This window comes from Pontibacter sp. HJ8, assembly GCF_054824225.1.
Genome location: NZ_JSYF01000121.1, coordinates 1 through 12,156, shown reverse-complemented (window position 1 = coordinate 12,156; position 12,156 = coordinate 1). Strand labels below are relative to the sequence as shown.

General features: G+C 52.6%; 12 protein-coding genes and 1 pseudogene. 6 read left to right on the top strand and 7 right to left on the bottom strand.

Annotated features, from left to right (window positions below; all coding sequences use genetic code 11):
* Positions 1-841: pseudogene (locus OB13_RS06870) on the bottom strand (hypothetical protein); the annotation flags it as partial.
* Between the two features lie 34 nt (positions 842-875).
* Here OB13_RS06870 and OB13_RS06865 point away from each other — a divergent pair.
* From OB13_RS06865 to recO, 4 genes are all read left to right on the top strand, one after another.
* Positions 876-1,199, top strand: coding sequence for a 2Fe-2S iron-sulfur cluster-binding protein (locus tag OB13_RS06865; RefSeq protein ID WP_461489415.1), 324 nt, complete (start codon positions 876-878; stop codon positions 1,197-1,199).
* A 190-nt stretch (positions 1,200-1,389) separates the two neighbouring features.
* Complete coding sequence (locus tag OB13_RS06860; RefSeq protein WP_461489414.1) at positions 1,390-1,983, top strand: thymidine kinase; 594 nt, start codon at positions 1,390-1,392, stop codon at positions 1,981-1,983.
* 47 nt (positions 1,984-2,030) lie between these two features.
* Entirely contained in the window at positions 2,031-4,364 is a 2,334-nt protein-coding gene (gene porZ / locus OB13_RS06855; protein ID WP_461489413.1) for a type IX secretion system anionic LPS delivery protein PorZ, read from the top strand.
* Positions 4,365-5,075, top strand: a complete 711-nt coding sequence (gene recO / locus OB13_RS06850) for a DNA repair protein RecO (protein WP_461489412.1) — start codon at positions 4,365-4,367, stop codon at positions 5,073-5,075.
* A 58-nt stretch (positions 5,076-5,133) separates the two neighbouring features.
* Here the strand turns inward: recO and OB13_RS06845 are convergent, their stop codons facing one another.
* Genes OB13_RS06845 through OB13_RS06835 form a run of 3 tightly spaced genes read right to left on the bottom strand, consistent with a single transcriptional unit; the run spans position 5,134 to position 7,715 of the window.
* Positions 5,134-5,679, bottom strand: a complete 546-nt coding sequence (locus OB13_RS06845; protein WP_461489411.1) for an FKBP-type peptidyl-prolyl cis-trans isomerase — start codon at positions 5,677-5,679, stop codon at positions 5,134-5,136.
* Between the two features lie 28 nt (positions 5,680-5,707).
* Positions 5,708-6,670, bottom strand: a complete 963-nt coding sequence (locus OB13_RS06840) for an FKBP-type peptidyl-prolyl cis-trans isomerase (RefSeq protein WP_461489410.1) — start codon at positions 6,668-6,670, stop codon at positions 5,708-5,710.
* 28 nt (positions 6,671-6,698) lie between these two features.
* On the bottom strand, positions 6,699-7,715 hold the full coding sequence (locus OB13_RS06835) for a DHH family phosphoesterase (protein WP_461489409.1): 1,017 nt from the start codon (positions 7,713-7,715) through the stop codon (positions 6,699-6,701).
* A 261-nt stretch (positions 7,716-7,976) separates the two neighbouring features.
* Here OB13_RS06835 and OB13_RS06830 point away from each other — a divergent pair, with 261 nt between their 5' ends.
* Positions 7,977-8,396: a nucleoside-diphosphate kinase gene (locus tag OB13_RS06830; protein ID WP_461489408.1), complete on the top strand. Its 420-nt coding sequence runs from the start codon at positions 7,977-7,979 to the stop codon at positions 8,394-8,396.
* A 150-nt stretch (positions 8,397-8,546) separates the two neighbouring features.
* Here the strand turns inward: OB13_RS06830 and OB13_RS06825 are convergent, their stop codons facing one another.
* The gene (locus OB13_RS06825; RefSeq protein ID WP_461489407.1) at positions 8,547-8,849 is read right to left on the bottom strand and encodes a LysM peptidoglycan-binding domain-containing protein; all 303 of its coding nucleotides are present in this window, start codon (positions 8,847-8,849) and stop codon (positions 8,547-8,549) included.
* A gap of 228 nt (positions 8,850-9,077) precedes the next feature.
* Here OB13_RS06825 and OB13_RS06820 point away from each other — a divergent pair, with 228 nt between their 5' ends.
* A complete protein-coding gene (locus OB13_RS06820; RefSeq protein ID WP_461489406.1) occupies positions 9,078-9,497 on the top strand; it encodes a lipocalin family protein in 420 nt (139 codons plus the stop codon).
* Between the two features lie 81 nt (positions 9,498-9,578).
* Here the strand turns inward: OB13_RS06820 and OB13_RS06815 are convergent, their stop codons facing one another.
* Together OB13_RS06815 and OB13_RS06810 are read right to left on the bottom strand one after the other, a co-directional pair.
* Positions 9,579-10,763 carry an MFS transporter gene (locus tag OB13_RS06815; protein WP_461489405.1) on the bottom strand — a complete coding sequence of 395 codons (1,185 nt, stop codon included), beginning with the start codon at positions 10,761-10,763 and terminating at the stop codon, positions 9,579-9,581.
* Between the two features lie 175 nt (positions 10,764-10,938).
* Positions 10,939-11,721, bottom strand: coding sequence for an alpha/beta fold hydrolase (locus tag OB13_RS06810; RefSeq protein ID WP_461489404.1), 783 nt, complete (start codon positions 11,719-11,721; stop codon positions 10,939-10,941).
* Between the last annotated feature and the right edge of the window lie 435 nt (positions 11,722-12,156).

Genomic DNA, 12,156 nt, shown 5'->3' with positions numbered 1-12,156 from the left:
TGCTGAAGTTCTCGTTCAGCGTTGGGCGCTCGGCCGCCCGGAAGCGCTCGTTGAGGTTGTTGTCAGGTGCAGGCGCCGGCCTTGGTGCGGCAGCCAAAGGAACGGAAGCCTCGCGTTGCGTAGTATGTATAGGCGCTACGATATCTTTTTCCTCTTCAGGAGCCGCTGGCGTAGGCTTGGCTGCTGCATAGGCGGCATAGGCAGGAGCCGGCTGAGCCGTAGCCTGTACTATTTCGGCTTCGGTGATCGGCAACATGCTGTTGAAAGTCGCCACCAGCCCGTCGAGCGGGGCAGCATTTTCCTGGTTGGCGTTCAGGTATAGCCTGAAGCGGCTCAGGATGTAATCGCGGTCCCGGTTGGAGGGCGAAAGCGTGCTCACAAAACCGGAGAACAATTGTTTGTCGAGGTCGATGTACTTGAGGTTTTCCTGCAGCTTCGGCACTGTGATGTCTTCCTGTATGCGCAGGAATTTTTCCTCAAACGTGGCCACCGGGTTGAGTTTTAGTAGGAAAGTATCATAAATGGCCTTTTGTAGCAGCGGCTCAAATGCGTTGCGCTTGATGAGGATCTTGCGGGAGAGCACGTTCATGAAGCGGAGGAGGGCCTCTTTCACTTCCTCGTGTTCATAATCAAAGTAGGGGCTGCGCAGGTTGGCCATCTCGTGGTGCCACTTCAGCAGCAGCTCTTTGATCACAAAAAGATTGACCTGCTTGACGGGCGTAAAGCCGATCAGCTGAGGACCATTGATGGTGTCGTGTGCTGCAAAGTGACGGTCGCAAAGCAGATTTGCCAGCTCTTTGCTGTAACGTTCCAGGCGTAATTGATTATATTTGTCTTCCATTGGTATCGCTTTCTCTCGTAAAGTTATGAATAATATGCCAAAGTTAACGGTACAAAACCTGTACAATCGTCAGGTTGAGGTGGCTGCCGGGCAGACGCTGCTCCAGGCCCTGCAGGCGGAAGGCATCGACTGGATGCATGCCTGCGGAGCCAAAGGCCGTTGTACCACTTGCCGGATCATCGTGCGGGAGGGCCTGGAGCATTTTGGCCCGCTTACAGGCAATGAGGAGCGCTACCGAATCAGTGGCCGCCTCAAAGATAACGAAAGACTGACCTGCCAGTGTACATTGGAGAGCGGCGATGCAACAGGGCGGGTGCCCGCACAAACCATGCTGCCGCACCTGAAATATGGAAGTTAGAGATTTTAGGAGTTAGAAAGTTTAAGAGTTAGAAAGTTTAGAAGTTAGAAAGTTTAGAAGTTAGAAAGGTATAAGCTCTTGCAGGGACAGGTCGCGGCCTGCCCGAATCGTGCACCAGACAATCAACAATCTAACAATCCGGCAATTTAGCCATTCAACAATTTAGCAATTCAGCTAGTTAAGAGAGTACATGTTTATAGAACCGCGCGTTGGGAACAAATCCCTGGCAACCAGAAGAGGATGGATTGAAGTGATCTGCGGATCGATGTTTTCGGGCAAAACGGAAGAGCTTATCCGCCGGCTGAACCGGGCTAAAATTGCCAAACAGAAGGTCGAGATATTCAAACCGGCATTGGACAAACGCTACCACGAAGAGGATGTCGTGTCGCACAACGCCAATGCCATACGTTCTACCCCCATCGACTTTGCACAGGACATGCTGCTGCTCGGGGGCAGCTGCGATGTAGTGGGCATAGACGAGGCGCAGTTCTTTGACGACGGCCTGGCGGAGGTATGCGTGAAACTGGCCAACAGCGGCGTGCGCGTGATTGCGGCCGGGCTTGACATGGATTACCTGGGCAAGCCATTCGGACCTATGCCGGGCCTGATGGCCGTAGCTGAATATGTGACCAAGGTCCACGCGATCTGTGTGCAGTGCGGCGATATTGCGACGTATTCCTTCCGGAGCTCTCCTTCCGAGGAGCAGGTGCTGCTGGGTGAAACGGATTCGTATGAGGCCCGCTGCCGCCATTGTTTTCAGGAAGGCCTGAAGCAGAAAAAGTAGGCAGCACCTGCTGCCCTACGTAAGCCTGAACGAGTGCTCTATACCTCATGATGAACCTGTCTATACCTGCGCAACGAACTTTGGCACGGCTGCTATACCTGGTGGTCAGCTGTGGTTTGCTGTTGAGCTCTATGCCTGGGTTTGGGCAGAGCCGGGTAGGTATAGGAGGCTGGCAGCTGCATGTGCCCTATACCCAGGGCAGGGCAGTGGCCGATGCCGGGAACAAGGTATACCTGGCGGCAGAACAGGGGCTCTTTTATTACGACAAGGAGTTCAACAACACGCAAACTATCACGAAAGCAGACGGCCTGCAGGAGCAGCGCATCAGCACTATCGGCTACGATACGGAGACGCGTACGCTCGTGATCGCCTATGCCAATGCCAACATTGATCTGCTGCAGGAAAACAGGATACGCAACATCAGCGATATTTTGCGGCGCCCGATAGAAGGGGACAAAACCATCCACCACATCCTCATCCATAACAAAATGGCCTACCTCTCCAGCGGCATTGGCGTGGTGGTGCTGGACCTGGCCAAGCAGGAGATCAAGGATACCTATACCCACCTGGGGACGGGTGGGGAGAGCGTACCGGTAAAAAATGCCGCCATCCTCGGCGATAGCATCTACCTGGTTGCAGGCAATGGGATACGGGCAGCACACCGGTTCAACAGCAATCTCAAGGATTTCAGAAGCTGGCGACAGCAAAATACCGGGCTCCCGCAAGACGTGTCCGTGACCACTGTAGCCTCCTTCCAGGACAAGGTATACGCCGGCACAGCCGCGCATGGGCTGTTCGTGCTGCAAAGTGGTGGCTGGGAGCTGGTGCCTTTACCTGTCACCACACCCATCCGCAAACTGAAGTCTTCTCCCGATTACCTAACGGGTGCCCTCGATCAGGGCGTGCTCTTGGTGGATAAGCAAAACAAGGGATCAATCTATACCAGTCCGGAACTGCTACAGCCACAGGAAGCGGTAATGGATGCACAGAATAAGCTATGGATCGCGGATGGGCAAAAGGGCCTGGTGGTTTCTGATCTGAGCGGCGCTGCCTCCGCTTTTGCGCCTAATGGCCCGGCTTCGGGTAACAGCTTCCGGGTGCAGTCCGGCAATGGCATCGTGTATGTGCTGAGTGGCGGCTATGACGAGAGTTACCAGCCACAGAACAGGGACAACGGCTACTATAGTTACCAGAGCGGCACCTGGCACAACAACAGTCCGATGACGGCTCCCAACACATCCACAGTTCTGCGAAATTTTGTAGATGCTGTGTACAACCCTCAGACCGGGCACGTGTACATGGCCATCTACGGGCAGGGCCTGCTGGCGTGGAAAGGCGAAGCGCCGCCTGTGCTCTACAACAGTACCAACAGCACCCTCCTCAGCACGCAGCCAGCCAAAGACAAAACTGATCAGGTGCGGCTGACCGATGTGGCCGTGGATAGGATAGGAAATGTGTGGGTGGTGAACAGGCACCAGGTGGCGGGTGCTCCCGGCCTGCATGTGCTGCGTCCGGATGGGGAATGGCAGGGCTTTGCTATACCTACTATAGTGGATAACGGCAACCTGGAGCGGCTGGTGGTAGATGACAACAACTACAAATGGATCAGCATAAGCCGGAGCGGGAATGTGCGCAGCGGGCTGGTGGTGTATGACGAAGTGCAGCAGCAGGTGCGTCAGCTCAACGTAGGCGCCGGTACCGGCAATCTGCCGGGCGGTGCCGTGTATAGCCTCACCAAAGACCTGAACGGCGACATCTGGGTTGGTACAACCGCAGGCGTGGCAGTATACTACAACCCGGCAGCTGTATTCTCTTCGCAGAGTTATGATGCGCGGATACCGATCATTGAGGGCCGGCCCTTGCTGGGTGGGCAGGTGGTGCGCGACATAGCCGTGGATGGCGCCAACCGCAAATGGATGGCAACTGACAACGGACTCTGGCTTTTTGGGCCGGACGGGGATGAGCTCCTGCAGCATTTTACGACCCAGAACAGCCCGCTTCCTTCCGATAAAGTGTTGTCCATCGCCATCGAGCACAGAACAGGAGAAGTATTTGTAGTCACCGATGCAGGTATAGCGTCTTACCGGGCCGGCGCCACGATCACAGAAGGAAAGCCGGATTGCGCGCAGGTATACCCGAACCCGGTGCGGCCTGACTTTACGGGGCTGATCGGGGTATCGGGTCTGCCCAACAACGCCCATGTGCGCATCACCGATGTCAACGGGACGCTGGTGCACAAGACGCGGGCAGCGGGGGGCACGCTCTCCTGGGATGGCCGTGGCTATAACGGCAAGCGGGTGAGCGCAGGCGTATACCTGGTGCTCAGCGCCGATGACGAGGGCAAGCAAACCTGTATCAGTAAAATAGCCGTACTGGAATAAATGTTAGTCAAAACAAGAGGCATCGTCCTGAACTACATCAAGTTCCGCGAAACGTCCATCATTGCCAAGGTATACACCGAGCAGTTGGGGGTGCAGTCGTATATTGTGAACAGTGTGCGCAAAAAAACGCCCGGTTCCCGCATCGCGCTTTTCCAGCCGTTCACGCTGCTCGACATGGTCGTGTATACGTCCCAGCGGGGAGGCATTACCCGCATTTCTGAATATAAAACCTCTTATTCTTTCTCCTCCATACCTTTCGACATCCGCAAGAGCAGTATCCTGTTGTTTCTCTCGGAAATGGTGTCGCGTACGGTGAAGGAGGAAGAGGAGAATCCTTCCCTGTTTCACTTTCTGTATAACTCGATCATCGCTTTTGATGAGCAGCAAGAACATTTTGAAAACTTTCACCTGATCTTTTTGCTGCACCTGAGCCACCACCTCGGCTTCGGACCCAGCAGCGGAGCCGAAATCATCGAGCAGGTCGCGTTCTCGGCCAATGCCCAGTCCAATACGGTAGCGCCGCCCGTGCTGGCGCTGCAGGCCTACGAGGTATACTTTGATCAGCTGCTGCACACGCCAGGGGAGGCGGCCATACCCAATGGCAAAGTGCGCCGCGAAATGCTCTCCATCCTCATCCGCTACTACCAGCTGCACGTGGAGCGGCTCGGCGAAGTGAAATCGCTGGCGATACTCTCAGAGGTACTGAGCTAAAAAACAAAGGGCGATGTCACAGACATCGCCCTTTGTTGTACGGTATAGGTGGTGTGGATTACTTCACACTTAACACTTTGATTTCGAAAATCAGTACGGAATTCGGAGGGATGGTGCCGCTGCCGGTATAGCCATACCCCAGGTAGGAAGGAACAAAGAGGAAACCTTCTTCCCCGATATCCATCAGCTTAATGCCCTCATCCCAGCCTTTGATCACCTGCTGTGCGCCTACCCTAAAGGTAAAAGAGTTGCCTCTGTCATAGGAGGAATCAAACTTTTGTCCGTAGAGATTTTTGCCGATATAGTGTACTTCCACCAGCTCTTGCGCCTTTACTTTAACGCCTGTTCCAGGTGTTTTGACCAGGTGGTACAGGCCGCTGTTGGTTCGCTCAACCTTGGTCGTATCGATGTTGTTATCCCGGAAATACTTGCGGATAAGCTTCTCGTCGGTTCGTTTCTGCTCTTCCCGCTGCTCGTCCGTCTGGAAATAAGGACTTTGGTACTCCTCTTCCTTACAGGCCGCGAAAGAAACTACGATTACGAAGAAGAGAAACGCCTTCGCAAGCCAGCTGCTCAATGATTGACTTTTACTGATCGGATTCATGATAAGAAAGGAATAAAGTAAGCCGAAATTAGTTTTTAACGTCTACCAGCTCCACGTCGAAACGCAGGATAGAGTTAGCCGGCATTTGTTCGCCACGCGCCTGCTCACCATAAGCAAGCGGAGAAGGAATCAACAGGATCGCCTTGCTGCCTTTGTTGAGTTGCGCAATGCCATCATCCCAGCCTGGTATCACCTGGCCCTGGCCAAGTGGGAACTGGAATGGCTCGCCGCCAGACATCGGGTTGTTATAAGAAGACTCCAGCTCTTTTCCATCCAGGAAAGACAGTTTGTAATGTACGGCTACGGTGTCACCGGCTTTGGCCTTGGCACCTTTGCCGGGCTGTGTGATCACATAGTATACGCCGGCATCCGTCTTTTGTACGTTCTTCAGGTTGTTTGCCTTGATGTACTCCTGTATTTTGGCGTCGTCTATTTTTATTTGCTCAGCGGCACGGGCCTGCGACTTTACCATCTGCTCTTCAAACATTTTCTGCTGATCGGCAATGGCAGCTTCTTTTGACTGGATCTTATCCACCTTTACAAAGAAGGTCAGGTGTGAGCCGGCTTTGATGAACGGAGGCAATGGCTGGCCAAAGGTTTTGGCAAAAAGAGAGTCTGCATTGATCTTGAACACACCGCTGTCACCTGCCCGGAGCATGGTAAGGGCGTCTTCCAGGCTGCCTTTGAAGGACGGCTCCATCACCGGGATCATGATCGGCTGCTCCTGTGTGCGGGAATCAAAAAGCACAGAGTCGGCCGCATTGCTGTAGGACATCTGCATTGTTACCACCTGGCCGATTTTAGCACCGGTTGTGTCGGCTGTATTTACTTCGCCTTTGTTCTCGTACTCGCCTTTGTCATTTTTTTCATAGATTTTATAGCTCAGGCCATCAGCCGTGGTATAAAATTCATCCTTGTTTTTTTTGTCACACGATTGCAACAACAGAGCGCCAGCCAGGATTGGCAGCAAAAATTTGGTTTTAGATAGCATGGATTATGGTTTGATATGGGTTTGATTACTAAACAGAGGCCAGCAATTGATCTTTGTACTGTGGCAACAGGCTCTCAAATTTTGCGACAGTAGCGTCCAGCGTTTCCAGCGACATACCTCCGGCTGCATTCCGATGTCCGCCGCCATTGAAGTGCTGGCGCGCAAAATCGTTAACAGAAAAGTTGCCTACCGAGCGGAACGATATTTTAACGGCCTGCACGCGATCGATGATCACGGCTGCAAATACAATGCCCTCAATCGAAAGCGCAAAGTTTACCAGCCCTTCTGTGTCTCCTGTTCTGGAGTCGTAGGCTTTCAGCTCATCTGCCGTAATGGCGATATAGGCCGTCTTGTACTCGTGCTTCACGACAAGCTTGTCTTTCAGAGCATAACCCAGAAAACGCAGGCGCAGTTCAGACGAACTGTCATAAATCAGGCGGTGAATGTTGGAGGTATTCACGCCGATATGCAGCAGGTCGGCAATAATAAGGTGCACATTTTTGGAAGTGCTCGGGTGGCGAAAAGAGCCCGTATCGGTCATGATGCCGGCATACAGGCATTCGCCAATACCTGTGTCGATCAGGTCCCTGTCGCCCAGCTCCTTGATCAGGTCGTAGACGAGTTCGGCCGTAGCAGCGGCCTGCGGGTTGGAGAAATTAAGATCGGCGAAGGCTTCCGGCTGCAGGTGGTGGTCTACCAATACTTTGGTGCCCTTAGCCTCCCGGATGTACTCACCCATTTCGTGGATGCGCGACAGGCTGGAGAAGTCGAGGCAAAAAATTACCTGGGACTCCCGGATAATACGGCGTACCAGCTCGTCGTTTTTCTCGGAGTATACAATCACATCGTTATTGCCCTGCATCCAGGTCAGGAAGCTCGGGTAGTCAGAGGGCGTGATCACCGTGACGCGGTGCCCTAATTTTTTGAGATAGCCGGCCAGACCCAGGGAAGAACCAAGCGCATCGGCGTCCGGTTTATGGTGTGTGGTGATCATCACCTCTTTAGGTTCTCTCAGGAGCTCTTTGAGAGCAAGAATATCGTGCATACTGCTTGTTATAAATCCGCTGATTAGTAGGGATATAAGGCGCGAATTTCTGAATAAATAACTTCTGATGCAATAAAATAGCGTTTTATGGCGCATCCGCTACGGCCCGCCGGATGAACGGAACCGGTTTTCGTAGTAGCAGGGGCAGGGAGGGCCGGAGAAAATATGAAGAAAGTATAGGGGATATACTGCTATAATTAAGCTAAATGCGCTAATTTTGCAGCTTCAAAACGAAACATACACTTATAAAAGAGAATAAACATGGCTGGAAACATCACATTTACCATGATTAAGCCGGATGCGGTAGCAGAAAACCATATTGGCGGCATTACCAAAATGATCGAAGAAGGTGGCTTTCGCATCGTGTCGATGAAGAAGACAAAACTGTCTGAAGAGCGTGCTGGCAAATTCTATGAAGTACACAAAGAGCGCCCTTTCTACGGTGACCTGGTAAAATACATGTCCTCTGGCCCGATCGTAGCCATGATCCTGGAGAAAGACAATGCCGTAGCTGATTTCCGTACGCTGATCGGTGCTACCAACCCGGCGCAGGCCGAAGAAGGAACGATCCGTAAGGTATACGCCAAGTCTATCGAGGCAAATGCTGTACACGGTTCCGACTCTGACGAAAACGCACAGATCGAAGGCGACTTCTTCTTCTCGGCTGACGAGCGTTTCTAAGCTATAAAGATTACTTATTGATTGAGAAAGCCTGCCGGACGGTTATCGTCTGGCGGGCTTTTTTTGTTGTTCCAAGGTATAGGGAGGCATAAACACAGCGGGGCAGCCTTAATTTTAAGGCTGCCCCGCTGTGTTTAATTACCGGATTTTTTACGACCTCGGTATCACAAACCGCTGGCCCGGACGAATCAGGTCAGGGTTTTCGCCGATGGTAGCCTTGTTGGCTTCGTAGATCTTCTTCCAGGCGTTGGCATCACCGTAGTGCTTCTTCGCTATTTTGGAAAGCGAGTCGCCACTTTGCACCGTGTATACATCCTGGTTAGCATTCGGGTCAGTTACCTGTTGCTCATCTTTTTTGGTGAAAAATGAATGGTCGGCAGATTGACCGGGCACTTTATTCGGAGTTTTTGCAGGCTCCTCTTCTCCTCTTTTAAAAAAATCACGCAATCCCATATGCTTCTATCGTTTATTGTCAGAGTTTATTTAAGTGTCAGGCTTTAAAATATCCTGTTACATAAATAAATACGCCAACGGGTATACTTGGTTGTAGAGGAGTAGGGAGAGAGAGGGCGCTGCCGTTTTTATCAACTTTAAAATTGCTTTGCCCGTACTCAATGCACACCCATCTGGGTTCTTCCTGCAGATGGGGTACGAGGATGTCAAACTAAAACTATGAATAAAATGGATCTAAATTTCAAGAACGTAAAGAGCACCTGGTCTTTTGTGATGGCACTGCTGCTGCTGGTAGTAATGTCTGGCTGTGGCGGCAAAGAAACGGCCGGTACCGAAAGCATGTTGTCAGGTGGCAGCAGCAAAACCTGGAAAGCCGAAAAGGAAACTACTGCTTCCGGGGATAAAGATAAACTGACAGATGCCGAAGAGGAAGAAACGATGCAGTTCTATTCGGATGGCCGTTTCGCCATGGGCGGAGGTGGTTCGCTGCAAACCGGTACCTATTCGTACGATCAGGCGGGCAAGCGCCTCTCTCTTACTTTTGAAGGCCAGAGCACTTCCGAGAATTTCCAGGTAGAAAAGCTGACCGAAAAAGAAATGACCCTGGTAGCCGGCGATGGCTCCAAAATGGAAATGAAGGCAGAATAGGTATAGCCGTAAAGCTTTGAATGAAGAGAGCTGGCCCTGTGGCCGGCTCTTTTGCTTTTGCAGGTATAGCAAGCCTTTGTATCAGGCAGCTGCAGCCAACCGGCGAAGCGCAAGCAGGCCCAAAGCCGGCCCGATAAAGAGCAGCGCGAACACATAGGGAAGGGGCAGCAGCGTTAGCAAAAATCCGGTTGCCTGTATGCTCACAACCGAGATCGCAAAACCAATCGACACTACAACAGTAAGGGCGGTGCCTACCAGATGCGCTGGGGCTGTTTTTGCTGTCAAGGCAGAGAACTGAGGCGAGTCTCCGGCTGCCACCACACCCCAGAACAGCATAAAAAGAATGAGCAGAAACGGTATGTTCGCCTGAAAAACCACGAGCGAGAGCAGGCAGCACAGCCCCGAAAGCAGGAGCTGCAAGAAAGCAACCCGGGCACTTCCCCATACCTGCGACAGATACCCGCCGCCCACACAGCCTGCCGCGCCTGCCGCAATTACGAAAAACGAGTACAGCGATACCTGCCCTGCCGAAAGGTGAGGGGCAGCGGTAGCCAGGATCAAAGGCGCGAAGGCCCACAAGGTATAGAGCTCCCACATGTGACCAAAGTAGCCCAGGGCAGCTGCACTGAAGTCTTTGTTGCGGAAGGCATGCAGCAGGTTGCCGACTTTGAATGTAGCACCTTTGCTCAGGAAGGGCCCATCGGGTACCAGCAGGTATAGCAGCACGCCTCCCAGCGCAGCCAGCAGACTGATGGCAATTAGTACCTGCTCCCAGGGCAGCGTAGTACCCAGCCCGCGCAGCAAGTGCGGAAAAGCAGTGCCCAGTACCAGGGCTCCCACCAGATAGCCGATCGCTTTGCCAAGTCTGGTGCTGAACCAGCTGGCCGCAATCTTCATCCCGACCGGGTAAATGCCGGCCAGCAGAAAACCGGTCAGTGCGCGGAGCGTCAGGACAGCGGCGACACTGTCTGCCACCCAAAGCACGAGTACGTTGGCCACAGCGCCCAGTAAGGCGCAGAGCAAAAACAGCAGACGGGGAGAGAACCTGTCGGCCAGGGACAGGAAGGCGAAAACCAGTGTGCCGGCAATAAAGCCCAGCTGTACTGCCGATGTCAGCAGTGCCAGCGCTCCCTCCTGCAACTGCAGGGATTGCTGCAGTTCCGGCAACACGGCATTGCCCGCAAACCACAACGAAGTACCTGCAAACTGCGAAAACACCAGGGTGGGCAAAATGCGGGCAGGAGGAGCTAAGGGCTGATTGGGCAAGTTTAGGAATTTGAGAGTTTAGGAGTTAGTAGGAGTCTCGAGTTCTGAGTATCGAGTTTGAGAGGTGGTGTAGGGACAGATCGCGACCCATCCGAATCATATACGTTCAACAATTTGCAATCAGCAATTTAACCATTCACTCATCCACTCAATTACTCATTCAAAATTCCTAACCTTACCCATAGATCGTTTCGGCAAATTTTTCGATTGCTTTGCGGGTTTCATACGTCCGCTCAAACATGCCCATGTGTCCGGTCTGGCCCAGGAAGTAGACCATGCTGTTGTCGGGGAGGTGGCATTGCTCCAGCGCTTTGTCCAGAGGGACAGCGCCATCGTCCTTGCCAAAAATGAATAAGACTGGAAACTCTGCAGCAGCCAGTACCGCAGACCTGTCCGGCCGGTCGCGCATGGCAGCCAGGCCTCCCGTTACGCTTTCCTGGGGTGTGGCTGTGCCGATCTTTTTCATCAGGGCGATCTCCTGGCGCAGCCTGTCCCGGTTTTCGCTGAAGAACAGGGGTTCGATAAAGCTCTCCATGAACTTCTCAACGCCGTGCTTCTCCACGAACTCGATTGTCTTGTTGCGGTTATCTTTTTTCTCCTCGGTATCGGGCAGGGCAGAGGAGTGGAAGAGGCAGAGGCCGCTGAGCAGGCTGCCATACTTCTCGGCAAAAGCCATACCTACATACCCACCCATGGAATGTCCTACCAGGATACACTTTTTCACGCCGAGCTGGTCGAGTTGCTGCTTCACATAGTCGGCCATACCTTCCATGCTGTAGTCGGTGGAGCCACTGGGGGTGTTGTTTCCGAAGCCCGGCAGGTCGAGTGCTATCGTTCTGAATTTCTGCTGCAATGGCTTGGTGAATGCATCCCATACCTCTGTGCTCTCGCAGAAGCCATGCAGAAAAACAAGCACATCGCCGGAACCGGCATTGGAGTAAGTAGTATGATTTGTCATAGTTTTAAAGGTAGTGTTTGGTAAAGATAGGCAATTGTCTGAATCAGGGTTTACGGGATGAAAGGATTCTCAGGATTACCTTCGGGGTTGGGGTAGCTACTACTCCCTATTAGGGATGGTGCCTTTTGCATTACGATTTTTCCTGTTGCTTCGTAAAAACTGCCTGTCTATACCTTAACCTGGTATTGTTGTACAGCTTCACCTCGCCGGTGAGGCCTTACTTTTCTCCTTGACAAAAAAAGTAAGCAAAAAAGCAAGGACGCTCCAAACTCGCTGAACGCTCGAACAGTGGAGCGCCACAAAGTGCACCTGGCTCAAGTCTTAGCTTCGTAGCAGCTGTTGTAAGTTAGCCTTGCTATACCTGCCAGCTTATACCTACTCATGCCGGAATTCTCCCCTTGAGGTGAGTCAGAGGGGTGTTTTACGGTAGCTACA